We start from the raw sequence: 26390 nt of genomic DNA, 5'->3' as shown, positions 1-26390 counted from the left end.
CCCGGGGGCCGCAGGTCGAAGGACGGGATCAGCCGCGGTCAGCGCGCGGTGCGCGGCGCCCGCCGGGGCCGCTCATGCTGGCCGGTGCAAAGCGCGGCAGCTCGTTGATGCGCAGGTCGCAGCCATGGTTGTCCAGCGTGAACACCAGCGTGCTGCCGGGTGCGACGCGGGGCAGCACTTCGTGGATCTGGTAGGACATGTCCACCGGCGGCTCGGGCGAGCGGTAGATGATTTCCTTGGCCGGGCTGTACACCACGTAGCAGGCGGCAGAGGCGGACTGGCTGAAGCCGACGGCCAGCAAGGCGGCTGCAGCGAATTTGGATGCGGACATGGGAACTCCTCCTGCGACTTTCGGTATTGCAGCCATTATGCGGGCTTGTGCACCGCTCGCCAATGCAGGCGTTGCGCGCGTGCCTACCCCGTGCCTATCGCAGGACCAGGTGGTTGCTGTGCTTGACCTCCTCCATCACCGCATAGGTGCGGGTTTCGCGCACGCCCGGCAGTTGCCAGAGCACGTCGCCGGCGAACAGCCGGTAGGCATTCATGTCCGCCGAGCGGGTCTTGAGCAGGTAGTCGAACCCCCCCGCCACCATGTGGCATTCCATGATCTCGGGATGTACCTGCACGGCGGCCTTGAACTGGTCGAACACATTGGGCGTGGTGCGGTCCAGCAGCACCTCCACGAAGACCAGCATGCCCGCTCCCAGCTTGAGCGGGTTCAGCCGCGCCTCGTAGCCCAGGATGAAGCCGTCGCGCGTGAGCCGCTGCACACGCGCCAGCACCGCCGTGGGCGACAGGGCCACGGCCTCGGCCAGCTTGAGGTTGGCAATGCGCCCGTCTTCCTGCAGGATTGACAAAATTCTGCGGTCGATACGGTCCAGATCGGCATCGTTGGTCATTGACTATAGTGATTCATTCGTTCGATGGGCCAATTTTCGAACATTTATTCATCACAAGTCCAGAGATGATCCATTCCAGCGGGCCCGACAGCCGTCGGGCCCGAATCCATCCCAGAGAGACGCAGCCGCCATGACCCATCCCGCCCACTTCGCCGACTTCGCCCCGCGCACCCCGCTGTCCAGCCCGCTGCGTGCCGCCATCACCGCGGCATGCCGCCGCCCCGAGCCCGAGGCCCTGGCGCCGCTGCTGGAGCAGGCCCGCGTGCCGCAGGACGTGGCCGCAGCCGCGCAGCAACTGGCGCTGCGCATTGCGGGCGCACTGCGCGAGCGCAAGGCGGGTACCGGCCGCGCCGGCATCGTGCAGGGCTTGCTGCAGGAGTTCTCGCTCTCGTCGCAGGAAGGCGTGGCCCTGATGTGCCTGGCCGAGGCGCTGCTGCGCATTCCCGACAAGGCCACGCGCGACGCACTGATCCGCGACAAGATCAGCAACGGCCAGTGGGAGCCGCACCTGGGCAAGAGCCCCTCACTCTTCGTCAACGCGGCCACCTGGGGCCTGCTCATCACCGGCAAGCTGGTGGCCACGCACAGCGAAGGCAGCCTGGGCGCGTCGCTGGGCCGGCTCATCGGCCGGGGCGGCGAGCCGCTGATCCGCAAGGGCGTGGACATGGCCATGCGCATGATGGGCGAGCAGTTCGTGACCGGCGAGACCATTGCCGAAGCGCTGTCCAACGCGCGCCGCATGGAGGCCGAGGGCTTTCGCTACTCCTACGACATGCTCGGCGAGGCGGCCCTGACCACGGCCGACGCCGAGCGCTACTACGCCTCGTACGAGCAGGCCATCCACGCCATCGGCAAGGCCTCGGCCGGGCGCGGCATCTACGAAGGGCCGGGCATCTCGATCAAGCTGTCGGCCCTGCACCCGCGCTACAGCCGCGCGCAGTTCGGCCGCGTGATGGACGAGCTCTACCCCCTGGTGCTGCGCCTGACCGAGCTGGCCAAAAGCTACGACATCGGCATCAACATCGATGCCGAGGAGGCCGACCGGCTGGAGATCTCGCTGGACCTGCTCGAGCGCCTGTGCCATGCCGAGAGCCTGGCGGGCTGGAACGGCATCGGCTTCGTGATCCAGGCCTACCAGAAGCGCTGCCCCCACGTCATCGACTTCGTGATCGACCTGGCCCGGCGCACCCGCCGCCGCCTGATGGTGCGCCTGGTCAAAGGCGCCTACTGGGACAGCGAGATCAAGCGCGCCCAGATCGATGGCCTGGCCGACTACCCGGTCTACACGCGCAAGGTGCACACCGACATCTCCTACGTGGCCTGCGCGCGCAAGCTGCTGGCCGCGCCCGAGGCCGTGTACCCACAGTTCGCCACGCACAACGCCGAGACCCTGGCCACCATCTACCAGCTGGCGGGCAGCAACTACTATGCGGGCCAGTACGAGTTCCAGTGCCTGCACGGCATGGGCGAGCCGCTGTACGAGCAGGTGGTGGGCGCTGTCACGGCAGGCAAGCTGGGCCGCCCCTGCCGCATCTACGCCCCGGTGGGAACGCACGAGACGCTGCTGGCCTACCTGGTGCGCCGCCTGCTGGAGAACGGCGCCAACACCTCCTTCGTGAACCGCATCGCCGACGAGGCCATTCCCCTGCCCGAGCTGGTGCGCAGCCCCGTGCAGGTGGTGGACGAGGCCGCCCAGCGAGAAGGCCAGGCCGGCCTGCCGCATCCGCGCATCCCCCTGCCGGGCGCGCTGTATGGCGCCGGCCGCGCCAATTCCCAGGGCCTCGATATCGCCAGCGACGCCACGCTGGCGCAACTGAGCGCCACCCTGCAGGCCAGTACGCTGCAGGACTGGAAGGCCGGCCCGCTGCTGGCCGCCGATGTGCCCACCGGCCCCACGGCCTCCGTGCGCAACCCTGCCGACCTGCGCGACGTGGTCGGCCAGGTGCAGGAGTCCACGGCGGAGGACGTGGACCAGGCCCTGCAGAACGCGCAGCAGGCAGCCCCCGCATGGGCCGCAATCGCGCCGGCCGAACGCGCCGCCACGCTGCAACGCACGGCCGACCTGCTCGAGGACCGCATGCAGCCATTGATGGGCCTCTTGATGCGCGAGGCCGGCAAAAGCGCCAGCAATGCCATCGCCGAGGTGCGCGAGGCCGTGGACTTTTTGCGCTACTACGCGGCGCAGGTCGCAACCACCTTCGACAACACTACGCACATTCCGCTCGGCCCCGTGGCCTGCATCAGCCCCTGGAACTTCCCGCTGGCCATCTTCATGGGCCAGGTGGCCGCAGCCCTGGCCGCCGGCAACCCGGTGCTGGCCAAGCCAGCCGAGCAGACGCCGCTGATCGCTGCCGAGGCCGTGCGCCTGCTGTGGCGCGCGGGTGTGCCGCGCGCGGCGGTTCAGTTGCTGCCCGGCCAGGGCGAGACCGTGGGCGCCCGCCTGATCGGCGATGCGCGCGTCATGGGCGTCATGTTCACCGGCTCCACCGAGGTGGCGCGCATCCTGCAAAAGACCATCGCGGGCCGGCTCGACGCCGCTGGCCGCCCCATTCCGCTGATCGCCGAGACGGGCGGGCAGAACGCGATGATCGTGGATTCCTCTGCCTTGGTGGAACAGGTGGTCACCGACGCCGTGTCCTCGGCCTTCGACAGCGCGGGCCAGCGCTGCTCGGCACTGCGCGTGCTGTGCGTGCAGGAAGATGCCGCCGAGCGCGTGGTAGAGATGCTCCAGGGCGCCATGGGCGAGCTGCGCATGGGCAACCCCGGCGTGCTCGCGGTGGACGTGGGCCCGGTGATCGACGCCGAAGCGCAGGGCGGCATCCAAAAGCACATCGAGGCATTCAAGGACCGTGGCCATCGCGTGTTCCAGCATTGCCGCAGCGATGCTGCCGAGGCCGCGCAGGGTACCTTCGTGCCACCCACGCTGATCGAGCTGAACAGCATCAGCGAGCTGCAGCGCGAGGTCTTCGGCCCGGTGCTGCACCTGGTGCGCTATGCCCGCAAGGACCTGGACCAGTTGCTCGACCAGATCAACGCCACCGGCTACGGCCTGACCCAGGGCGTGCACACCCGCATCGACGAGACCATCGCCCGCGTGGTGGACCGCGCCCATGCCGGCAATGTCTACGTCAACCGCAACATGGTGGGTGCCGTGGTGGGCGTGCAGCCCTTTGGCGGCGAGGGCCTGTCGGGCACGGGGCCCAAGGCCGGCGGCCCGCTGTACCTGCTGCGCCTGCTGGCCGCACGCCCTGCCAACGCATTGGCCCAGACCTTTGCGGCCGCCGACCGCACCACGCCGCCCGACATGGCCGCGCGCGATGGCCTGCTGGCGCCGCTGCGGGCGCTGGAGCGCTGGGCGCAGATGGAGAACAAGGCGGCGCTGGCCGCCACCTGCCGCCGCTTTGCCAGCGAAAGCCAGAGCGGCACCGCACGCACCCTGCCCGGCCCCACGGGTGAGCGCAATGTCTACAGCCTGCAGCCGCGCGCCACGGTGCTGTGCATCGCCAGCGCCGAAGACGACCTGCTGACCCAGCTGGCCGCCGTGCTGGCCAGCGGCGGCAAGGCCGTGTGGAGCGACGCCCACACCGCCCTGCGCACCACCCTGCCCGCCGAGGTGCAGGCGCGCATCGTGACCACGGGCAACGCACTTGCGGACGGCGGCGTCGAACTGGCTGCCGCGCTGCACCATGGCAGCAGCGAGGCGCTGCGCAGCACCTGCGAACAGCTGGCGCGCCGCGCCGGCCCCATCGTCGCCGTCACGGCCCTGCACCCGGGCAGCACCGATGTGCCGCTGGAGCGCCTGGTGATCGAGCGCGCGCTCAGCGTGAACACGGCGGCGGCCGGGGGCAATGCGAGCCTGATGACCATCGGTTGACCCCCGGGGCCAGGCCTACCTGGCCCTGCCGGCCGGCTTGGCCGCGCCGAAGCCCAGCTTCTCCATGGCCTCGTGCGTCTCCAGCAGCATGGCGGCCACCTCGGCCACCGTCACGCGCAGGCCGGTGGCGCGCTCGCGCATGTGCTCGTAGGCCTGGGCCTCGCTCATGCGCTGGTAGTCCACCAGCACGCGGATGGCCTTTTCGATCTGGCGCCGCGACTTGATGGTGGATTCGAGCTTGTCGATCTTGCCCTGCTGGCGCTGCTGGAAGCCCTGGGACGCACGCGCCAGCACCAGCGTGCTGAGGATGCCCGAGGAGCGGAACGGCTTGGTGATGACGCCGTGCGCCCGCGTGTCCAGCAGCAGCTTGAGCGTGGTCGGGCTTTCATAGTCCGACAGGGCCACGAAGGCCGCGTCCACGGCGCTGGCATTCCAGGCGCTGCTGCCCTCCAGGTCCTGCGAGACCTGGAAGAAGATCACGTCCACCCCGGTGGGCGGCTCGGCGGGAAACGGCCACACCACCTTGAGGCGGCAGCCGATGCGCTGCAGTTGCTGCACCACCACGTCGCGGTCTTCACCCGGCGGGTAGACCACGGTGACGCTGATGCTGCGCAGGTCTTCGTAGAGACGGCGTAGGCTCGAACTCATGGCTTGCTCACCTCAGCCAGAACTCGGAAAACCCGAAGGTCGACAAATAGGGATCGGGCCGCACCGGCTCCGAGGCCTCCCAGGCGATGTCGAACTGCCCGTCGGCCCGGCAGATGCCGATGCGCGGCGTGAGGGTGCAGTGGTTGTTCTCGGCATCCACCGTGACGCGGCCTTCGGGCGAATCGAAGGACACGGCGCGCGCCGCCTCCACCAGCTTGCGCCGGTCCATGCTGCCGGCGCGCTGCAGGGCCCGGGCGAACAAGTGCACCTGGGTGTAGGCCATCTCGGACCAGGTGCTGGTCGGCCGGTCGCCGAAGCGCTGGCGCCACAGGGCTGTGAAGCGCTGGTTGCTCTCGTTCTGCACCGAGCCGAAGTAGGTGGCCGAGGTGATGTGCCCCTCGCACAGCGCCGGGCCGATCAGGCGGATCTCCTCCTCGGCCATGGACAGGCTGGCGATCGGCATCTTCTTCGGGTCCAGGCCGAACTCGCGGTACAGTTGGTAGAACAGCCGCGCCGACTGGCCCACCAGTGTGGAGAACACCACGTCGGGCTGCTGGGCGCGGATGTCGGCGAGCACCTCCTTGAGTTCGGCGCCGCCCGCCTCGATGGGCAGGTAGACCTCGTCCAGGATCTCGCCGCCGTGCTGCTCCACCATGTCGCGCATGATGCGGTTGGACTCGCGCGGGTAGATGTAGTCGGCCCCTACGAGGTAAAAGCGCGTCCCGCGGTTCTGCATCAGGTAGGCGGCCAGCTGCACGCTGTTCTGGTTGGGCACGGCGCCGGTGTAGATCACGTTGGGCGAGTACTCGAAACCCTCGTAGAACGAGCAGTACCACAGCAGGGCGTTGTTGCGCTCCACCACCGGCAGCACGGCCTTGCGGCTCGACGAGCGCGAGCAGCCGAAGACCACGGTGACCTCGTCCTCCAGCAGCAGGCGCGTGGCCAGCTTGCGGTACTCGGCGATATCGCCCTTGGGGTCGTAGACCACGGGCACCAGCGGCCGGTCGAGCACGCCGCCCAGCTGGTTGATCTCCTCGATGGCCAGGGCCGTGCCGAAGAAGTGCTCCGACTCGGTGACGCCCGTGGGGCCCGAGCGCGAGAACAGCACGCCGACGCGCCAGCCCTCGTCGTGGGCAGGCTGCGGCGGCAGGGAAAGGTCATCGGGCATGGCGCTCCTTCATTGGTCGAACAGGCTTTGCATCTGGTGGGTGGTCCTGGCGCTCTGCAGCGCCAGCATGAGCAGGATGCGGGCCTTGTGCGGGCTCAGATTGTCGGCGAACACCGCGCCCGCTGCCTGCAGCGTGCGCCCCCCGCCCTCGAAGCCATAGGCCGGCTGCACGCGGCCATTGGGCACGCGGGTGGAGATGGCCACGGCCACCCCGCGCGCAATCGCCTCCTGCACGGCGGCGAGCATGTCGGCGTTCACATTGCCAAAGCCCAGGGCCTGCACCACGATGCCGCGCGCCCCCAGCGCCACGGCGGCGCGCAGCAGGTCGCCGCTGGCACCCGCGAACATGGGCACGATCTCCACGCGCGGCAGCGCTCCCGCGCGCAGCGGCAGGTGCAGGCGCCGCGCGGGCTGGCGCGAAAAGACCACCCGGTCCTCGTCGGCCACGCCCAAGAAGCCGAAGTCGCCGGACTTGAAGGCCTCCACATCGGCGGTGTGGGTCTTGGTGGCCTCGCGCGCGGCGTGGATCTGGTTGTTCATCGCCACCAGCACGCCCTGGCGCCGCGCACGCGGCTCCACGCAGACGCGCGCCGCATTGAGCAGGTTGCGCGGCCCGTCGAAATCGGGCACCGAGGCATTGCGCTGCGCCCCCACCAGCACCACCGGCTTGTCGCTGGCGAGGGTGAGGTCCAGGAACCAGGCGGTTTCCTCCAGCGTATCGGTGCCGTGCGAAACGATGGCGCCGGTGATCTCGGGGCGCGCCAGCGCCTCGTCCAGAGCCAGCTTGAGCTCCACCCAGCGCCCGGCGTCCATGTGGTCCGAAGGGATGTTGAACAGCTCGCGCACCTCCAGCCGGGCCACGCGGGCCATGGCCGGCACGGCGGCCAGCAGGTCGGCGCCCGAAAGGGCGGGCACGGCCCCCCCGCGATCGGGATCGATCTTCATGGCAATGGTGCCGCCCGTGGCGATCAGTTGGCACAGCGGCAGCGTGGAGGCCACCGGCGCCAGAGGGTCCATGTCGAACATCCGTCAGACCCTCAGGTGGTTGAACACGGATTCGACCGCCCCCTCGGCCTTGGCCAGCCCCTCGTCCACCAGCTCGCCCTGCTTCAGGACCACATAGCGGTCCGCCACCTGCAGCGCGAAGGGCACGTTCTGCTCCACGATCAGCAGGCTGGTGCCATGCTGCGCGCGCTCGTGCAGCAGGGCCTGGGCCAGCCGGTCGATCACAGAGGGCTGCAGGCCTTCGGTGATCTCGTCGAGCAGGATCACCGAGGGGCGCACCATCAGCGCGCGCGCCAGCAGCAGCATCTTCTGCTCGCCGCCCGAGAGCGTGCCCGCGTACTGCGCCAGGCGGCTCCTGAACACCGGGAACAGCGGCTCCACCGCGGCAAAGCGCTCCTCGAACAGCGACTCCTGCGCCAGGCCCAGGCGCAGGTTGTCGCGGATGCTCAGGTCGGCGAACAACGGCTGCTCCTGCGAGGCGTAGGCAATGCCCTGGCGCGCGATGCGGTGCGGCGGCAGGCGCGTGATGTTCTCGCCGTTCAGGTGCACGGCGCCGGTCTTCTTGGCCAGGAAGCCCATCACCGTCTTGAGCAGCGTGCTCTTGCCCATGCCGTTCTTGCCCAGCAGGGCCACGGCCTCGCCCTTGCGCACCTGCAGCGACAGGTCGCGCAGCACCACGGAGGCACGGTAGCCGCTGGTGACGCCATCGAGCGCCAGCGCGGGCGGAAAAGGGCTGGCGCTCATGCGGCCTCCTGGGGGCTGTGGGCACTGCCCGAGTAGATGGTCTTGACCAGGGGCGAGTTCACCACCTCCTGGAAGCTGCCCTGCATGGCGATGGCGCCCTGGTGCAGCACGACGATGCGGGTGGAGATCAGCTCAACGAAGTCGAGATCGTGCTCCACCAGCAGGCAGCACAGGCCATAGCGCTGCGCCAGCGACGACAGCACCTCGCCGATCTGCGTGCGCTCGGTCTTGGTCAGGCCGGCGGTGGGCTCGTCGAGCAGCACCACGCGCGGCTCCAGCGCCAGCACCATGGCCAACTCCAGCGCCTGCTGCTCGCCGTGCGAAAGGTCGCGCGCCACGGTGGCCAGCTTGCCCTCCAGCGCCGTGGTGCGCACCACGTGCAGCACATAGGGCGGCAGGCGCAGCACCGGGTCCTGGCGCAGCAGCGAGGGACGCTCAAGGCGAGTGCCGGCGATGCGCAGGCACTCGGCCACGGTCAGCGACTCGAAGATGTTGGCGTTCTGGAACTTGCGCCCCAGGCCCAGGCGCACGCAGGCCTCGGGCGGGAGCTGGCCGATGTCGCTGCCGCACAGCTCCACCGTGCCGCCGCTGCGCTCGGCGCCATCGCTCATGCAGCGCATCAGCGTGGTCTTGCCAGCGCCGTTGGGGCCGATCAGCCCGACCAGCTCGCCGGACCGCGCCTCGAAGTCGATGCCCTGCAGCACCTTCAGGGAGCCGAAGTGCTTGGTCACGCCCTGCATGCGGATGGCCGCCGCGCCGGGTGCCTGTGCCTCACCGCCAGGCGCGCGCTCCTGCAGCAGCGGCCTGCGCACTGCGCCCTGCAGCAGGCCGAAAGGCTTGAGCAGCAGCGGGATCAGCCCCTCAGGAAACAGCACGATCACCACCACGAAGGCAGCGCCCAGGATCAGTTGCCAGGCAAAGGGCATGCTGCTGCTCAGGTAGGCCGTGGCCACGTTGATCAGCACCCCGCCCGCGAGCGGCCCCCACAGCGTTCCCCGCCCGCCCAGCGCGACCCAGATGATGAGCTCGGTGCCCAGCGCAAAGCCAGCAAGCTCGGGCGCCACCACACCGCTGAAGCTGCCGTAGCCGAAGCCCGCGACGGCGGCCATGGCGCCCATGGCCACCAGCAGCGCGATCTTCACCCGCGAGGTGTCGATGCCCAGGTAGGTGCAGCGCACCTCGTTGTCGCGCATGGCCACCAGCACGCGGCCCGCGTCGCTGCGCACCAGCACCCAGCCGATGGCACCGGCCACGGCCAGCATGCCGCCGGCCACCCAGTACCAGGCCTCGATGGACCAGTCGAACGTGGGGTAGCCGGTGAGCCCCGAGCTCGATCCCGTGGCGCTGCCGCCCGACAGCAGCAGCTGGGTGAGCACGATGGGCAGCACCAGCGAGATCACCGTGGCGAAGAACGGCGACGCCCCGCGGTAGAACGACAGCCAGCCCACCAGCCCGGCCACCGCCGCACTGGCCAGCAGCGTGGCACCCAGTGCCAGCAGCACAGTGAACGCACTGAACCCGCCATGCGTGAACACCAGCCCGGCCGCATAGGCGCCGATGCCGAAGAAGGCCGACTGGCCGAAGCTCAGGTAGCCGGTGTAGCCCCAGAGGATGTCCACCGTGATCGCCGCGATGGCGAAGAAGAAGGCCTTGATGAGGATGTTGAGCAGGTAGGTGTCGAACATCCACGGGCCGGCGATGAGCAGCACCGCGCCGATAGCGGCCAGCACCACGAAGCGGTAGGTGGCGCCAGAGGGCGTATCTGCCGCAGGCTGCGGCGCAGGAACATGGTTCATGAGGGTGGTATCAGCCACGGGAAAACCCCTTGGGACGGAGGCGCAGCGTGACGGCTGCAAGAACGGCGATGGTGAGTCCGCCCAGGACCGGGCTGGCATAGGTGCTGACCAGCACCTGGGCCGCGCCGAACACGGCGCAGGTCAGCAGCAGGCTGGCCATGGAATGGCCCGAGACCATGACCAGCATGAAGGCGCTGACCAGCCAGGGCAGACCCATGTTGGAGTCCACGCTGGACAGCGGCGTGATCATGGCGCCCGCCAGCGTACCCAGGCCCGCGCCCAGGCTGAAGGTGATGAAGCGCACCCGGCCCGAGTGGATGCCCAGGCTGCTGGCCAGGTCCTCGTTCATGATGACGGCGCGCGTGCGCACGCCGAAGCGCGTGCCGCTGAGCAGGCCGGTGAGCGCCAGGCACAGCACGACGGCCACGGGCACCAGCACCAGGCGGTAGGCCGAGTAGTCCACGCCCGCCACGCGCCAGGTGCCCGACAGCGGTGCGCCGACGAACTGCACCTCGCGGCCGAAGGCCATCACGATGAGCTGGCCGATCACGATGCCCAGGCCCCAGGTGGCCAGGATGGCATCGAGCGGCCGGTTGTACAGCGGGCGCACGATGAGCGCCTCCACCAGCATGCCCACGGCCACGCCGACCACGATGGCCAGTGGCCAGGCCAGCCAGGGATCGAGCTGCAGCCGTGTGACCACGTAGCTCGCATAGCCGCCCAAAGTGAGCAGCGCGCCGTGCGCAAAATTCACGATCTTCATGACCCCGAAGACCACCATCAAACCCGCCGTGACGACGAACAGCATCGCCGCGGTGGTGAGCAGATCCAGCAATAGAACCATGGTGTGCTCCTAGTGGTGGCCAAAGGGGTGAGTGCAACGGGCGCAGGGGAGTGTTCTTGTCATCGGAGGTCTCCAGGATTCTTGTCGGTGGCGAGAGAGCGCAAAGCGCAATGCACAGGCCGTGCCTGCGGTATGCGGTGGGGTAGCGGTGGCGGGAGGGGTCCCACTCGGAACATTTTTCAGACTCCAGAAAGCAAAAAGCCCCTGACCGCGCGGTGCGCGCATGTCAGGGGCTTTCATAGCCGGTATGTGGTCAGCAATGCTGCTGAGGGACTGCCGTGGCTGTGCCAGTGCAGTCAAATCGATTATGACAGCCGGTCACACCAGCGTCAACCAAGCGCGGGGCGGCCTGCCCCGCAATTTCCTCCTGTCAGTGCGTCCAGCACCTGCGCGCCGGACAGGTGCTTCAAAGGCCCGGGCACTGCGCGCCCGGGTCCACGCTGGCAAAGGTTTCCAGGATGCGGATGCTGCCGTCCGAGCGCACCTGCCCCAGGCGCATGGGCAGCGGCGTGTGCCGCCCCCTGTCCATGCGCAGGGTGCCGCGCGGGCCGGTCACCGTGACCTCGCCCAGCGCCTTGACGACCCGGGCCGCATCGGTGCTGCCCGCAGCCTCCACCGCGGCCTTGTACTGGAAGAAGGCCTCGTACTGCGGCACCGAGAGTTCGTTCGGCGCCTTGAGATCGGCACCGAAGCGCACCAGCATGCGCATGCGGAAGGCCCGGTTGTGCGCGGTGTCGATGGACGGGAAGTACGACGCCGCCATCAGCATGCCGGTGGCCGCACTGCCCATCTCGCGCGCCGTGCCCTCGTCGATGGACAGGTTGCCCAGCGGCAGGCGCACATCGGCCGCCCTGAGCTGGCGGGCCAGCGACACATTGGGCGCGCCGCCGGCCGTGGCGCTGACCAGCGCATCGGGGTGGGCCGCGCGGACCTTGGCGATCACCGCGGTCCAGTCGCTGCCGTCGATGGGCAGGTACTCCTCGCCCACGACCTTGCCGCCCGCCTTCTGGATGGTCTGGCGCGCGAACTCCAGCATGCCGCGGCCAAACGCATAGTCGCTGCCGATGAGGAAGTAGCTGCGCGCATTGCGCTGCCGCGCCAGGTAATCGACCACGGGCGCCACCTGCTGCTCGGGCACCCAGGCGTTGACGTACATGAAGGGATTGCATGATCGCCCCTCGTAGAATGAGGTGTAGATATAGGGCACCTGGGCCCGCGAAACGATGGGCAGCACCGCGTTGCGCGCGGCACTGGTCTGCATGGCGATCAGGGCATGCACGCGCTTTTGGGACACCAGTGCCTCGACCGCCTTGCGCGCCCCTTGCGCACCCGAGCCGTCGTCCATGACCTCCAGCTGCACCGGGCGGCCCAGGATGCCGCCCGCGGCATTGATCTCCTCGACCGCCAGTTGCGAGGACTGCACCACGGCCGGTGCCACCACGCTGTTGGCGCCCGACAGGCCCACGGCCACGCCGATGCGGATGGGCTCGCCCGCGCGCGGCTGCGCAGGTGCGGCACCCGCTGCAGCCCACAGCAGCAGCCAGGCGAGGGGGTGAATCGGGCTTGCCATCGCGCGGCTCACCGTGCGGCCACCAGGGGCAAGGTCCATGGTGCAACCGCCCGGGGCGCGGTGGCCACGGCCAAGCCCTGGGGCAGGGCAACACCAGCCTCGGCGTCCAGGCGGAAGGTCGCCACCAGTGCCAGCAGGCGGCGCGACTGCTCCTGCAGGCTGCCTGCAGCGGCCGCGCCCTCCTCCACCAGCGCGGCGTTCTGCTGCGTGGCATCGTCCAGCTCGGCAATGGCCTGGTTGATGCCCTGGATGCGCCCGCTTTGCGCGCTGGAGGCAATGGCCACCTCGCCGATGAGGCCGGACACCTGCCCCACGCTCGCCACGATGTCGCCCATGGTGGTGCCCGCGCCCTGCACCAGGCGCGCACCGGCCGTGACATGGGCCAGGCTGTCGGCGATCAGGCCCTTGATCTCTGCGGCCGCCACGGCGCTGCGCTGGGCCAGTGCACGCACCTCCCCCGCCACCACGGCAAAACCACGCCCCGCATTGCCGGCACGGGCCGCCTCCACGGCCGCGTTGAGCGCCAGGATATTGGTCTGGAAGGCAATGCCGTCGATGGTGCCGATGATGTCGGCGATGCGCCGCGAAGAACGGTCGATCTCGCCCATGGTGGCCACCACCTGCTCCATGGCCGTGCCGCCGCGCCGTGCCACCGCCGCTGCGCTGCCCGCCAGGCCATTGGCCTGCCCGGCTGCCTCGGCGCTGCCGTGCAGCCGGCCGGCCAGCTGGTCCAGCGCATGCGCAGCCTCTTGCAGGCGGGCCGCTGCATGCTCGGTGCGCTGGCTCAGGTCCAGGTTGCCGGCAGCCACCTCGCAGCTGGCGGCGTCGATGCTCACCGCCGCATCGCGGATGTCGGCCACCAGGCCGCGCAGGCGCCTCTGCATGGTGGCCATGGCATCCAGCAGCCGCCCCACCTCGCCCTGGCCGGCGGGGGTGATGGCATTGTCCAGAGCGCCTTCGGCAATGCGCTCGGCGATGCGCACCGCGCGCTCCACCGGCCGCTGGATGCCGCGCGCGATGCGCCAGGCCACCAGCACGCCCAGGGCCACAGCAGCCAGCGCCAGCAAGGCGCCGATGGCCGTGGCGCGCTGGATCTGCGCGCCGACCTCCGTGGCCAGCGTGGCGTTGCGCTCGGCCTGCAGGGCGATGAGCGCATTGATCCCGGCACGCCACTGCGCCTCCACGGGCCGCAACTCGGCCAGGGCGGCCGTGGCGTCGATGTTGGCGCCCGCCAGTCCGTGCCGGGCCGCCTGCTGCACCAGGGCCATGCCGCGCGCGCCCCGCAGGGCGATGTCGGCCGCCATGCGGCGCTCGTCGGCGCGGGCGTCGGCCAGGGCGGCGGCAAGCGCCTTTTCGGTGCGCACATAGCCGCTGCGCGCCTTCTCCAGCACGGCCGCTTCGGCCTTGAGCTCTGCCATGTCCGACAGCAGCACGACGGAGCGCACCTGTACCGCCATGAGGTTGATGTCGTCCAGCAGCTCGCGCGCCAGGGTGGCGCGCTGGTTGTTGACCTCCACGATCTGGCGCACCTGCTGGCCGACACGCTGGGAGGACCAGGCATTCATGGCGGCCACGGCCACGATCAGCGCCAGCAGGCAGCCGAACCCGAGCGCCAGGCGGCCTGCAATGGAATGGGTGAAACGGTGCAAGGGCATGCAGGGCTCCTCGGACAGAACGGTGGGCATGGCTGCGCCAGCGGGCGGCAGGGTGCGCCCGCCTGGGCAGGGGGACGGGAGGGGGAGACATCCGGCACCGCGGGCGCCGGAGAGGAACAACGCGCTTACTTCAGGTCAGGGCACTGCACGCCAGGGTCCACGCCCTTGAAGGTCTGCAGGATCTTGATGGCGCCACCGGCCTGGATCTGGCCCAGGCGCATGGCCAGCGGGGCGTGGCGGCTCTTGTCCATGCGCACCTCGCCACGCGGCCCGGTGTAGGAGACTTCGGCCAGGGCCTTGATGATCTTGTCCTTGTCCACCGCGCCCACCTTCTCGACAGCGGCCTTGTAGAGATGGAAGGCCTCGTACTGCGGTTCGGACAGTTCGTTGGGCGTCTTCAGGTCGGCGCCGAACTTCCTGGTCATCGCCGCCATGAACTTCTGGTTCTCGGGCGTGTCGATGGTCGTCAGGTACGAAGCCGACATGTACATGCCGGTGGCCACATCGCCCATGTTCTTGGCCGTGGCCTCGTCGATGGCCAGGTTGCCATAGGGCAGGTTCAGGCCCGAGCCCTGCAGCTGCTTGGCAAGCGAGACATTGGGCGCGCCGCCGGCCGTGGCGCTGATCAGCGCATCGGCCTTGGCTGCGCGGATCTTGCTGATCACCGAGGTCCAGTCGGAGCCGTCGATGGGCAGGTACTCCTCGCCCACCACCTTGCCGCCGTTCTTCTCGATGTATTTCTTGGTGAAGTCCAGCATGCCACGGCCGAAGGCGTAGTCGTTGCCCACCAGGAAGAAGTTGCGTGCCTTGAGGTTGGACCAGAAGTAGTTGACGATGGGCGCCACCTGCTGCTCGGGCACCCAGGCGTTCACGTACATCCAGGGGTTGCACGAACGGCCTTCGTAGAACGAGGTGTAGATGTAGGGCACCTTGCCGCGCGAGACGATGGGCAGCGCGGCATTGCGCGCGGCGCTGGTCTCCATGGCGATGATGGCATCGACCTTCTTCTGGAACACCAGGGTGTCGAAGGCCTTTTGCGCGCCCACGGCACCCGAGGCGTCGTCGACGATCTCGAGTTCGACCTTGCGCCCGAGGATGCCGCCCGCGGCATTGATCTCCTCGACGGCCAGTTGCGAGGACTGCACCACGGCCGGCGCCACCACGCTGTTGGCGCCCGACAGGCCCACGGCCACGCCGATGCGGATGGGGTCGGCGGCCTGAGCCTGCAGGGACAGCGCAGCGGCCAGGGCGATGGCGCCGAAGCGCACGAGGGAAGCGATGGTTTTCATCAAAAGGCTCCTTGGTTGAAGAGAGATAACAGAACGAAAAAGGACAGGGGGAAGAACAGGGAATCAGTGCCGGGGCAGCGGCCAGCCGGTGCCCAGCATGGGGTCGTACAGGTCGTCGCGCCGGTCGCGCAGCACATGGTTGAAAGCATTGAGCTGGCGCGCCCGGCGCGTGGCCGCCAGGTCGATCTGCGCCAGCAGCACGGTGTCCGCGCCCTCCACGTCGGCGGGCCCGGCCAGCGGCCAGCCCTGGGCATCGACGATCAGGCTCTGCCCGATGAAGGGCTGGCCGCGCTCGGTGCCGGTTCGGTTGGCGCAGACGATGTTCAGGCCATTGCTGTGCGCGCTGGCCATGGCCAGGGTGGTGGCCATGGCCGGGCTGCCCGCAGGCTGGCCCGGCATGGGCACCCAGTTGGTGGGCATGGCCACCACGTCGGCGCCCTGCATGGCCAGCAGGCGGTAGACCTCGGGGAACCAGCCGTCGTAGCAGATCACCACGCCCAGGCGGCCCCAGGGGGTGTGGAACAGGGGCAGGCCGTGGTTGCCGGGCTCGAAGAACAGGTGCTCGTCGCCCCACAGGTGCAGCTTGCGGTAGGTGCCCAGCCACCCGGTGGGCCCGATCACCACGGCGGCGTTGTAGAGCCGGTCGCCGTCGCGCTCGGCCATGCCGGCCACGATGTGGATGTTGCAGCGCTGCGCGACCTCGGCCCAGGCCGTTGTCGTGGGCCCGTGCGGCACGGCTTCGGCCAGGGCGAAGGCCTCGGCACGGCTGTCGAACACGTAGCCGCTGTTGGCCAGCTCGGGCAGCACCACCAGGGCCGCGCCGCTGGCGGCGGCACGCTCGGCCAGGGCCACGGAACGCGCCAGGTTCTCTTCCTTGCGGCCGATGCGCGGCTCCATCTGGATGCTGGCCACGGTGACCAGGTGCGCGGACGGTCCCGGCGCAAGGCGCTGTCCCGGGGCAGACGACAAAGATGACATTCAAGCTCCAAAAAGCAAAAAGCCCCTGACCGCGCGGTAGCGCATGTCAGGGGCTTTCATAGCCGGTATGTGGTCAGCAATGCTGCTGAGGTCCCGGTGCAGCGAATACCGCGCCGGTGCTGCAAATTATGGACGCGCAAAAATGGCGCGTCAACAACTTGTCACAGGGAATGCGTGCCGCGCCCGCGCACGGCCCTGCAGACTCAGACCTGCAGCAGGCGTGGGCGCAGCCGGTCCCAGGCCTGCTGCGCGGCCGCTTGGTCGCCTGCACCCGCGGCCGCTTCGATCTGCTTGGCCACCACGCTGTCGGCACACCATCCCAGGGTGCGCAGCACCGTGGCCAGGCTGTGCGACAGGCGTTGAAGGGCTGCCAGGTCCCCCAGTTCCAGCGCCGCATCGCCGGCCTGCAGGTCGTGTGGCAACTGCACGCGGCATTTGGCGCGGTAAGCGTGGAACAGCGCCGTGTTGCCGGCGAAGTAGGTGGTGACGACGTCACCGTCGTCCGGTACGGCGGGGGCCTGCGGCAGCGCAGACGGCTCAGCGTCCTCCAGGGCATCCTGCACGCAGGTCTGCAACTGCACCACGGAGGCCGGCTTGCGCAGCACGCGCCAAACGGGCAGCGCCTCCAGATGGGCCAGCACGGCGGCATTGATGCCGGCGCTGAAGATCGCCACCTTGGCCTCGCCCTGCAGGGCCGGGTCGGCCTGCAGCCGCCGTAGCAGGTCAAAGCCCGACAGGCCGGGCAGCATCAGGTCGGTGAGAAGCAGGCGGGCGGGGCGGGCCTGCAGTTCGGCCAGCGCACATGCCACATCGGCGCAGGGCACCAGGTCCACCCCCAGATCCTCCACCGCCATGGCGACGAAGCGCGAGATGGAGGCATCGTCCTCGACCAGGAGCACGCGCCGGTTCTTCACGCCAGGGGCTCCATGGACTGCTTGCCCGGTACCTGGAACGCTTTCACGCGCTCACCCGGCGGCCTTCAGTGCAAGGTCGCTGGCCAGCAGCGCCGGCAGCTCGGCCACCAGGCGTGGCTTGTGGATCACGTTCACGCCCTGCAGTGCAAACGCATAGGGCGCGCGCTGCGACTCGTCCAGCGAGGTCACCACGATCAGGCGGCTCTTGGCGAACTGGGGGTGCGAGCGCAGCGTGGTGATCAGGGCGCCGCCGTCGATGCCAGGCAGCAGGATGTCCACGATCAGCACGTCGGGCTGGATCTGTCCGTACATCGCCAGGCCGGTGATGCCGTCGTTGGCGATGTGCAGGTGCACGCCGGGGAAGTTCTGTTCCACGAGCAGCGACACCAGGTTCTGGAAATGGATGGAGTCCTCGATCAGCAGCACCTGCGCAGCGCCATCGCGTGCAACGGCGGGTGCCAGTTGCGGCACAGGCGATGCTGGCGGCATCGCCGCAAGGGGCGCGGGCCCGGTGAGCCCTCCCCACTCGCTGCCGGAGGGCATTGTGCCGCCCGCCCGGCCGCGCAGCCACTGCTCCACCGATTCGCGCGAGATGCGCCGATGGCCGCCCGGCGTCTTCCAGGCGCGCAGCTCGTTGCGATCCACCATCAGCTGCACCGAGCGCACCGCCAGGCCCAGCATACGGGCGGCCTCGAAGGTGCTCACATGCTCCTGCACGGACGGTTCGGGTTCAGAAGAGGTTTCACTTTTCATCACTTCACCAGTTTAACGCCTCCCCTGTTTGATTTACACTATGCATTTGATAAAAATGATTTTTTTGATCGTTTTTTGGGATTTTCGACTCCCCGCGTTGCGCGCCCACCCAAAGACTCCTCAGGCACTCCCGCTACCGCTGCATGAAAAAGGTACTGATTGTCGAAGACCATGCCGACATCCGCAAACTGCTGCGCATGACGCTGGAGTTCGACGACTTCGAGATCCAGGAGGCCGCCGAAGGGGCCACGGGCCTCGCGATGGCGCGCAGCTTCCTGCCCGATGTCGTGCTGCTGGACGTGATGATTCCAGGCAGCCTCTCGGGCCTGGACGTCTGCCGCCTGCTCAAGCAGGACTCCGCCTTGCGGCATGCCAAGGTGATCATGCTGAGCGCGCTCGGCCAGGCGCAGGACCGGCTGCGAGGCCTGCAGGCCGGCGCGGACGACTACCTGGTCAAGCCGTTTCGCACGGCCGAGGTGCTGGCCTCCATCTACCGGCAGGAAGCGGCCATGTGACAGGCGGCAGCGCGCAGGCGTGGGAATCTGGGCCTCGCCTGCCCGGGTGGAATTGCCGATACTTGGGGCACCACACGACACCCATCCCCCACCCATGGTCGATTGATTGATGCACGCCCTGCCGCACCGCCCCCTGGCCCCGCGCCCGCCCTGCAGCCCCCTTCTGCGCCAGGCCATGCTGTGCGCTGCCGTCCTGCTGGGCCTGGTGCTCGGTACCGGCGCCCATGCCGGCCCGGTTCTGGACAGGGTGAAGGCGCGCCACAGTGTGCGCATCTGCATCTGGCCCGACTACTACGGTGTCACCTTCCGCAACCCGCGCACGCGCCAGCTGAGCGGCATCGACATCGATCTGTCCGCCCAGCTGGGCAAGGACCTGCGGACGAAGGTGGAGTATGTCGAATCCTCCTTCGCCACCCTGGTGCAGGACCTGAAGGCGGACCGCTGCGATGCGGGCATGTTCGCCATCGGCATGATGCGCGAGCGCATGGAACACCTGAAGTTCACCCGCCCCTACCTGGCCAGCGGGATCTATGGCATCACCACCAAGAGCAATCCCGTGGTGCGCCAGTGGTCCGACATCGACAGGCCCGGTGTGCTGGTGGGCGTGCAGGCAGGCACCTTCATGGGGCCGGTGATGGCCGAGCTGCTCCAGCACGCCAAGGTAGTCACGGTGACCCCACCGGCCACGCGCGAGCGGGAGCTGGAAGGCGGCCGGGTGGACGTGTTCATGACCGACTACCCCTACAGCCGCCGCCTGCTGGACAATGCCGACTGGGCACGGCTGGTGGCGCCGCCCCAGCCCGTGCGCGTGCTGCCCTATGCCTATGCCGTCAAGCCGGGGGATGACGCCTGGCTCAAGGCCATGGACGACTTTGTGGCGCGCATCCAGCGCGATGGCCGGCTCGACGCCGCGGCCAGCCGCAATGGCCTGAGCGAGATCGTGATCCGCTGAGCATGGGCACCGAGGCGCCGCTCCGCTTGCACCAGGCGCTGCGCGCCCTGGCCCGGGTGCGGCGCAGCGTCAGCACCGTGGCGCTGGCCACGGGCCTGCTGCTCACGGCCGCAGTGGCCGTGGCCACCGCGCTGGTGGGGCTTGGCGACCGGGCCAACGCCCTGCGCTGGGACCAGGAAAAAGCCGAGCTGCTGGCGCGCATGCTGGAAGACCAGGCCACGCGCACGGTCGAGGGCGGCATCTTCGCGCTGGGGGCGCTGGCCGACACCGCCGCCCTGCGCAAGCCCCTGGAGGACCCGGCCCAGACCGAAACCGCGCTGCGCCAGGCCCTGGCCGGCACACCCTACCTGCGCGCCATCGCGGTGGTGGACATCGGCGGCCGCGTCATCGCGAGCAGCCTGCCGGGCGAGGCCGAGCTGGTGATCAAGGTCGAGCAACTGGGGCCCGTGGCATCCAACGGCGGCAGCACCATCGGCCCTTTTTTGCGCGGGCGCGGGCTGGCCAGCCTGGCCAGGAACGCGCCGGACGTCACCGCACCCGTCGGCCTGGGCTTCATTCCCCTGGTGCGGGGCTATGCGGATGATGCCGGCCGGCCGCTGCAGCTGGTGGGCCTGCTCAACCCGGACTCGCTGGCCAACCGGCAGCAGCTCGCGGTGGGCGAGGAGGGGTTCGGCTCCGCCATCGCCTCCTATGACGGAGAAGTGCTGGTCAGCTCGGGCATTGCCCTCGCGGGGCGCGATCTCGCGGCGCTGCCGGTGTTCCGGGACTACCTGCCGGGCGTGGAGCACGCCAGCTACGTCGGTGCCGGCATGGGCGGCGCCAGGCAGATCGTCGCCTTCCGCGCGTCGCGCACGCAGCCGCTGGTCGTGGTGGTGGAAAAAAGCCACGCCGTCTCCGCCAAGCGCTGGCTCAGCGATTCCACGGGCTTCCTGTACGTGGGGGCCACCGCCTGCACCCTGATGCTGCTGCTCACGCTGGTGGCCTGGCGCAGCCTGCGCGCCCACGAAGCGGCGCGCCTGCTGGCCGACCAGGCGCAGGCGCGCATCGCGCACAGCGAGCGGGAGCTGGCCGTGCTCATGCGCAGCGTGCAGGAGCTGATCTTCCGCACCGACGCGGCGGGCGTGATCACCTTCGTCAATGCGCGCTGGGCCGCGCTCAGCGGCGGCAACGAATCGGCCGCCATCAGCCGCCTGCTGCCGGAGCTGGTGGACGAGCCGGACCGCAGCCAGGCGGCCCAGCTGTTCGTGCGGGGCGAGCAAGGGGGCGTGCGCACCTGCCAGGCCATGATCCAGCTCGGCGCGGGGCGCCGCCTGCTGTTCGATGTGGCCGTGGTGCCGCTGCTGGAGAACGGCAAGGTGCTGGGCTTTGCAGGCAGCGCGGTGGACGTGACCGAACGCTGGGCAGCGCAGCGCAACCTGCAGAACCAGCTGGAGTTCCGCGACCTGATGCTGCAGATGAACCCGCTGCCGATCTCCCTGACCGACATGGACAGCCGCATCGTGCTGGTCAACCGCGCCTGGGAGGAGTACCAGGGCCGCCAGCGCAAGCACGTGGTCGGCCTGCGCCTGGAGGACTTCCTGCCCATCGACGAGGCCATGGTCCATGCGCGCGCGGACCGCATGCTGCTCGACCAGGGCGGACAGGTGCAGTTCGAGACGCGCATACTGCATGGCGACTGCTCGCTGCGCGACACCCGCGTGACCAAGGCCGTGGTGTTCAATGCCCAGGGCGAGGCCACCGGCATCCTGTGCACGCTGATGGACGTGACCGACTTCCGTGAGGCCGAGCGCGTGACCCAGGAGGCCCGCGATGCGGCCGAGGAGGCCTCGCGCACCAAGTCGGAGTTCGTGGCCAACATGAGCCACGAGCTGCGCACGCCGCTGCAGTCCATCATCGGGTTTTCCGAGCTGGGCCTGCTGCGCGCCAAGGCCGACGCACGACTGGCCGGCATGTTCGAGGACATCCACCGCTCGGGCGAGCGCATGCTCAGCCTGGTCAACGATCTGCTGGACGTCGCCAAGATCGAAAGCACGGTGGGCACCTTCCACCTGGAACGGCTGGACCTGCGCGGCGTGATCCGCCCCGTGCTGCGCGAGCTCGAGCCCCTGCTGGCACCGGGCCGGCTGCGCCTGGACGTGCGCCTGGGCGACATGCCGCTCACGGCCAAGGTGGACCCGGTGCGCTTTCAGCAGGTAGTGCGCAACATCCTGGCCAACGCCATCCGCTTCTCGCCCGAGGGATCGGCGATCCAGCTGCTGGGCCGGGTGGACAGCATCGGCCAGATCCGCCTGGCCGTGCGCGACTACGGGCCAGGCATACCGCCCGGGGAACTCAAGAGCATCTTCGAAGCCTTCCGGCAATCGAGCAAGACCAAGGACGGCTCGGGCGGCACCGGCCTGGGCCTGGCGATCTGCCAGAAGATCGTGGAGGCCATGGGCGGGCAGATCTACGCCGAGAACGCACCCGGGCGCGGCTCGGTATTCCACGTCGTGCTGCCGGCCCGGGGCTCGAGCGAGACGATCTCGGCCGAGCTGTAAGGCGTCGGTTGGCGACCTGGCCTCCGGGGCAGGCGCATCCCTCCAGTGCCTGCTGCATCCATGGCCCGGCAGCACATCTGCCCTCCCCTACCAACCCCACCCGCTCGCCTGCAAGCCTAGGCATACCCCTCCAATTGCATCAGATCAAACACAAACAATCGTCTTTGAAGTTGCACAAATGATATTTATCATTAAAATGCAAAAATATCATTTCGATCACTTTACACAACGAGTGTGTCATGCAGTCCCGTCCTGCCTCCACCGCCCCCACCACGGCGTCCGGGGCCGCAGCCACCGCCCACGAAGCGGGCGAGTACCTGGCCTTTCGCCTGGGTACCGAGTCGTATGGCGTCAGCATCCTGGGCATCCAGGAAATTCGTTTCTATGAGCCCCCCACGCGCATCGCGGGCGCACCGCCCCACGTGCTGGGCGTGATCGACCTGCGGGGCGTGGGCATTCCCGTCATCGATCTGCGCGTCTGCCTCGGGCTGGCGCCGAATTTCGACGCCAGCACCGTCACCGTCGTGATCAACCCTGATGGCCGCCAGACGGTGGGCCTGGTGGTGGATTCCGTGTCGGACGTGGTGGCGCTGCAGGCCGTCCAGTTCCGGCAGATGCCCTCGCTTGGCGAACAGGGCAGCACCCACCACGTCACCGGGCTGGCCTCCATCACGCAGGAGGGGCTGGAACGCACCCTGCTGCTGCTGGACCTGCCCCGATTGCTCACGGCCCATGCCCCTGCGGGCATGGCCATTCCGCTGTAACAGGAAACGAGAAACCACCATGAATTTCGGCAACATGACCGTGCGCGCCAAGCTGGGCGCCGCCTTCGGGGGCCTCGCCATCCTCGTGCTGCTGGTCGCAGGGATCTCCTGGAAGGCACTGTCGGACGCCAACAACGCCTTCGACCACTACGTGACGGGCATCAATGCGCGCGGCGACATGGCGCAGGCGGTGCGCACCGCCGTCGACCGCCGCGCCATCGCCGCACGCAACCTGGTGCTGGTGACCACGCCCGACGCCATCGCCGAGGAGAAGGCCGAGGTGCTCAAGGCGCACCAGGACGTCAAGGAGCGCCTGGACAAGCTCAAGGCCATGATCGCCGGCGCCGACGACACCAGCGTGCAGGCCCGCACCCTGGTGGGCGAGATCGAAGCCATCGAGGCGAAGTACGGCCCCGTGGCACTGGCCATCGTGGACCTGGCCCTCAAGAACCAGCGCGCCGAGGCCATCGCCAAGATGAACGAGGAGTGCCGCCCCCTGCTGGCCGCCCTGATCGGAAAGACGCGCGAGTATGCCCATGTCACCGACGAGCGCGCACAGCAGATGATGGACGAGTCGGCCGCACGCTTCGCCATGCAGCGCAAGCTGCTGCTGGCGGCCTGCGCGGTGGCGTTTCTAGCCGCCACTGCGGCCGGCGTGCTCATCACCCGCAGCCTGACGCGCGCCCTGGGCGCCGAACCCGCCGCCCTGGGCGATGCCGCACAGCGCGTGGCCAGCGGCGACCTGAGCCCCGTGCCCGGCGCCGCCGCTGCGCATGGCGACAGCGTGCTGGCATCGCTGGCCACCATGCAGGCCAATCTGGCCGAGATCGTGGGCCAGGTGCGCGGCGCCTCGGACTCGATCGCCACCGGCTCCACCCAGATCGCCACCGGCAATACCGACCTGAGCCAGCGCACCGAAGAGCAGGCCAGCGCCCTGCAGCAGACGGCCGCCACCATGGAGCAGCTCGGCACCACCGTGCGCCACAACGCGGACAACGCGAACCAGGCCAACCAGCTGGCCGTGGGCGCATCGCAAGTGGCCGTGAAGGGCGGTGAGGTCGTGAACCAGGTGGTGGGCACCATGAAGGGCATCAACGACAGCAGCAGGAAGATCGTCGACATCATCGGCGTGATCGACTCGATCGCCTTCCAGACCAACATCCTGGCCCTCAACGCCGCCGTGGAAGCGGCCCGCGCTGGCGAGCAGGGCCGGGGCTTCGCCGTGGTGGCCAGCGAAGTGCGCAGCCTGGCCCAGCGCAGCGCACAGGCCGCCAAGGAGATCAAGACCCTGATCACCGACAGCGTCACCCAGGTGGAGCAGGGCTCCGCCCTGGTGGACCAGGCGGGCCACACCATGCAGGAAATCGTGGACTCGATCCGCCGCGTGACAGACATCATGGGCGAGATCAGCGCTGCCAGCCGCGAGCAGAGCACCGGCGTGGGCTCGCTGGGCCAGTCGGTGGCCCAGATGGACCAGGTCACGCAGCAGAACGCCGCCCTGGTGGAGGAAAGCGCCGCCGCCGCGCAGAGCCTGCAACTGCAGGCGCAGCAACTGGTGCAGGCGGTGGCCGTGTTCCGCCTGCCCGCGCGCGACGGCACGGCCCTGGACGCCCCCGCACCGCAGGGCGCCAGCCGCGCGCCGCGCGCTGCGGTTCCGCAGCCGGCGACGCCGTCCCGCATCGCCACGGAGCGGCGCAAGACCCCCCGTGGCGGCAACCCTGCGCTGGCACGCAGCCCAGGTTCCGGGCAAACCGGCCTGCCCCACGCCAGGGCCGCTGCGCCGGTGCCAGCCACGGCAGGCGCAGACGACAACTGGGAAAGCTTCTGACATGCTGGCAGGCCTGTGCGGCCACATCCAGCAGCGGCTAGTGTCCTGAGTTGGAAGTTCGTTGAAGAAAGAAATCTGCCGAAATCGCTGCCAGGCCAGGCGCAAAGCACAGCCATGCCGGGTGGCATGGCGAGCATTTGTAACGACGCATGGCGGCGATTGTCGGGAGATTTAATCAACGAATTTCGAACTCGGGACACTAGGGCCTGTTCACACCCATTTCGGGGTCGCGAAGGCCCTAGTGGAAGCGGTGGTGGTCCAGCCTCCAGCGCCCGAGCACCCGGTAGGGGCCGCCGGCACCGAGCCGGTTGTACAGCAGCTGGAACTCGCGCACCGTCCAGCACAGCGGCTCCACGGGGTGTTCCACCACGTCGTGGGGGCTGTAGTACAGGGTCATGTGGGGGGTGATGACCGGTGCCGCACGCGCAGGGTGCGGGATGGGCCAGGCCGACTCCAGCGCTTCGAACAGCGCCTGGTAAAGCGCCAGGAAGCCGGACACGCCTTCGCCATGGCCGCACAGGACCTGCGGGCGGTTGCCCCGGCGCCGATGGAAGCTGAGAAAGCGGTCGAGCCGGATGTTGAAGGCCGGCATGTCTACCCCACTGGCCGCACCCGCCGCCCAGAGGGCCAGGGCCTCGGAAAACTGGGCGTGCCAGTCCAGGGACAACAGCGTCAGGTGCAGGCGCTCGGTGCGCACCTCGCTGCCAGCCAGCTGGTGGCGTGCGATCAGCTCGCGGCGCAGGCGGTCTGCACACCACGCGGCCGCAGGTTCGGCCAGCACGGCAAAAAAGAGGTGGTGGGGCCGCGCACGCCGCTCGGGCACCGGCCTGGCAGACTTGGCGGCAGACCGGGCGGGGTGCGGCTCGGCAGGCTCCACCCCTGGCAAGGACAGCTGGTGCGGCATGGCATGGACTCCATGGGGCTGGTGTGCTCCCGCACACTGGTCACCACACTAGCGCTGGCGGGCCCGGTTGTCCAGTGCTGCGCACCGACCGATGCAGGCGGGCCAAGGTGCCTGGGTCCGGTGCAGGCTCAATGCAGCTGCGCCCCACCCAGCTTCCAGCGGCCCAGCACCTGGTAGGGGCCGGGCGAGCCGCGCTTGTTATGCAGCAGCTGGAACTCGCCTACCGTCCAGCTCAGTGGCTCGGTGGCCTGCGGCTCGACCTCGCCCGGGCTGTAGAGCAAGGTCATGTGCGGGGTGATGTCAGGCACCATGTGCGTGGGCGCGCCCTCGCGCATGTGCCCGCCCAGCGCCTCGAACAGCTCGCGGTACAGACCCGTGAAGCCCGCCACGCCCTGCGCATCGCCGCACAGCACCAGCGGCCGGTCGCCCTGGCGGCCACGAAAGCTCATGCAGCGGTTCAGCCGCACGCCGAAAGCCGGCAGGTGCACGTCGCGCGCCGCGCGCGCGGCCCAGGCGGCCAGGTCGTCGTGGTAGCTGTCGTACCAGCCCAGGGACAGCAAGGTCATGTGCATGCGCTCGGGGCGCACCTCGCGCCCGCGCAGGTGGTAGCGCTGCTTCATGCGGCAACGCAGAAAGTCCGCACGCTGCGCCACCCATGGCAGTGCCGGCACGGCGAAGAAGAAGTGGTGGGATCCTGGATGGCCACCCGGTGCGGGACGGGGTGGCCCGGATTCCATTCCAGGCAAAGGCATC

Annotated in this window: 22 protein-coding genes; 6 read left to right on the top strand and 16 right to left on the bottom strand. The window is 69.2% G+C overall.

Annotated elements, in window-relative coordinates; all coding sequences use genetic code 11:
• Positions 1-28: 28 nt before the first annotated feature.
• Together AC07X5_RS29765 and AC07X5_RS29760 are read right to left on the bottom strand one after the other, a co-directional pair.
• Positions 29-331: a hypothetical protein gene (locus tag AC07X5_RS29765; RefSeq protein WP_409955236.1), complete on the bottom strand. Its 303-nt coding sequence runs from the start codon at positions 329-331 to the stop codon at positions 29-31.
• Between the two features lie 94 nt (positions 332-425).
• Positions 426-899: an Lrp/AsnC ligand binding domain-containing protein gene (locus tag AC07X5_RS29760; RefSeq protein WP_409955238.1), complete on the bottom strand. Its 474-nt coding sequence runs from the start codon at positions 897-899 to the stop codon at positions 426-428.
• Between AC07X5_RS29760 and putA the strand changes: the two genes are divergently transcribed.
• Entirely contained in the window at positions 823-4773 is a 3951-nt protein-coding gene (putA, locus tag AC07X5_RS29755; RefSeq protein ID WP_494773074.1) for a trifunctional transcriptional regulator/proline dehydrogenase/L-glutamate gamma-semialdehyde dehydrogenase, read from the top strand. The two genes, AC07X5_RS29760 and putA, sit on opposite strands and share 77 nt — an antisense overlap.
• 15 nt (positions 4774-4788) lie before the next feature.
• Here the strand turns inward: putA and AC07X5_RS29750 are convergent, their stop codons facing one another.
• From AC07X5_RS29750 to AC07X5_RS29695, 12 genes are all read right to left on the bottom strand, one after another.
• Positions 4789-5421, bottom strand: coding sequence for an ANTAR domain-containing response regulator (locus AC07X5_RS29750; RefSeq protein WP_494773073.1), 633 nt, complete (start codon positions 5419-5421; stop codon positions 4789-4791).
• 7 nt (positions 5422-5428) lie between these two features.
• Positions 5429-6589 carry a transporter substrate-binding domain-containing protein gene (locus tag AC07X5_RS29745; RefSeq protein ID WP_494773072.1) on the bottom strand — a complete coding sequence of 387 codons (1161 nt, stop codon included), beginning with the start codon at positions 6587-6589 and terminating at the stop codon, positions 5429-5431.
• 9 nt (positions 6590-6598) lie between these two features.
• On the bottom strand, positions 6599-7615 hold the full coding sequence (locus AC07X5_RS29740; protein WP_494773071.1) for an asparaginase: 1017 nt from the start codon (positions 7613-7615) through the stop codon (positions 6599-6601).
• A 3-nt stretch (positions 7616-7618) separates the two neighbouring features.
• A complete protein-coding gene (locus AC07X5_RS29735; protein ID WP_494773070.1) occupies positions 7619-8338 on the bottom strand; it encodes a branched-chain amino acid ABC transporter ATP-binding protein in 720 nt (239 codons plus the stop codon).
• Positions 8335-10023 carry an ABC transporter permease subunit gene (locus AC07X5_RS29730; RefSeq protein WP_494773080.1) on the bottom strand — a complete coding sequence of 563 codons (1689 nt, stop codon included), beginning with the start codon at positions 10021-10023 and terminating at the stop codon, positions 8335-8337. The genes AC07X5_RS29735 and AC07X5_RS29730 overlap by 4 nt, the downstream gene beginning before the upstream one ends.
• A gap of 121 nt (positions 10024-10144) precedes the next feature.
• Positions 10145-10978, bottom strand: a complete 834-nt coding sequence (locus tag AC07X5_RS29725; protein ID WP_494773069.1) for a branched-chain amino acid ABC transporter permease — start codon at positions 10976-10978, stop codon at positions 10145-10147.
• Positions 10979-11384: 406 nt separating this feature from the next.
• Complete coding sequence (locus tag AC07X5_RS29720; protein ID WP_494773068.1) at positions 11385-12548, bottom strand: substrate-binding protein; 1164 nt, start codon at positions 12546-12548, stop codon at positions 11385-11387.
• Positions 12549-12556: 8 nt separating this feature from the next.
• Positions 12557-14203 (bottom strand): methyl-accepting chemotaxis protein, encoded by a 1647-nt coding sequence (locus tag AC07X5_RS29715; protein ID WP_494773067.1) that lies wholly within the window; start codon positions 14201-14203, stop codon positions 12557-12559.
• Positions 14204-14328: 125 nt separating this feature from the next.
• Positions 14329-15492, bottom strand: coding sequence for a substrate-binding protein (locus tag AC07X5_RS29710; RefSeq protein ID WP_494773066.1), 1164 nt, complete (start codon positions 15490-15492; stop codon positions 14329-14331).
• 63 nt (positions 15493-15555) lie between these two features.
• Positions 15556-16470, bottom strand: coding sequence for a nitrilase family protein (locus AC07X5_RS29705; protein WP_494773065.1), 915 nt, complete (start codon positions 16468-16470; stop codon positions 15556-15558).
• A gap of 203 nt (positions 16471-16673) precedes the next feature.
• Positions 16674-17384 carry a response regulator gene (locus AC07X5_RS29700; protein ID WP_494773064.1) on the bottom strand — a complete coding sequence of 237 codons (711 nt, stop codon included), beginning with the start codon at positions 17382-17384 and terminating at the stop codon, positions 16674-16676.
• A 51-nt stretch (positions 17385-17435) separates the two neighbouring features.
• Positions 17436-18137: a response regulator gene (locus AC07X5_RS29695; RefSeq protein WP_494773063.1), complete on the bottom strand. Its 702-nt coding sequence runs from the start codon at positions 18135-18137 to the stop codon at positions 17436-17438.
• A gap of 143 nt (positions 18138-18280) precedes the next feature.
• On the opposite strand from AC07X5_RS29695, the gene AC07X5_RS29690 reads away from it, so the two are divergent.
• From AC07X5_RS29690 to AC07X5_RS29670, 5 genes are all read left to right on the top strand, one after another.
• Positions 18281-18652: a response regulator transcription factor gene (locus AC07X5_RS29690; protein ID WP_494773062.1), complete on the top strand. Its 372-nt coding sequence runs from the start codon at positions 18281-18283 to the stop codon at positions 18650-18652.
• Positions 18653-18761: 109 nt separating this feature from the next.
• Positions 18762-19604 (top strand): ABC transporter substrate-binding protein, encoded by an 843-nt coding sequence (locus AC07X5_RS29685; protein ID WP_494773061.1) that lies wholly within the window; start codon positions 18762-18764, stop codon positions 19602-19604.
• Positions 19605-19606: 2 nt separating this feature from the next.
• On the top strand, positions 19607-22141 hold the full coding sequence (locus AC07X5_RS29680) for a sensor histidine kinase (RefSeq protein ID WP_494773060.1): 2535 nt from the start codon (positions 19607-19609) through the stop codon (positions 22139-22141).
• A gap of 239 nt (positions 22142-22380) precedes the next feature.
• Positions 22381-22905, top strand: a complete 525-nt coding sequence (locus tag AC07X5_RS29675; RefSeq protein WP_494773059.1) for a chemotaxis protein CheW — start codon at positions 22381-22383, stop codon at positions 22903-22905.
• 19 nt (positions 22906-22924) lie between these two features.
• The gene (locus AC07X5_RS29670; RefSeq protein ID WP_494773058.1) at positions 22925-24733 is read left to right on the top strand and encodes a methyl-accepting chemotaxis protein; all 1809 of its coding nucleotides are present in this window, start codon (positions 22925-22927) and stop codon (positions 24731-24733) included.
• Between the two features lie 238 nt (positions 24734-24971).
• Here AC07X5_RS29670 and AC07X5_RS29665 read toward each other — a convergent pair whose 3' ends face one another.
• A complete protein-coding gene (locus tag AC07X5_RS29665) occupies positions 24972-25637 on the bottom strand; it encodes a 2'-5' RNA ligase family protein (RefSeq protein WP_494773057.1) in 666 nt (221 codons plus the stop codon).
• A gap of 128 nt (positions 25638-25765) precedes the next feature.
• Entirely contained in the window at positions 25766-26308 is a 543-nt protein-coding gene (locus AC07X5_RS29660; RefSeq protein ID WP_494773056.1) for a 2'-5' RNA ligase family protein, read from the bottom strand.
• Between the last annotated feature and the right edge of the window lie 82 nt (positions 26309-26390).

It is taken from the genome of Acidovorax sp. GW458-11-26-14-TSB4 (assembly GCF_059423865.1).
This window is presented reverse-complemented; position numbering and strand designations above follow the sequence as displayed.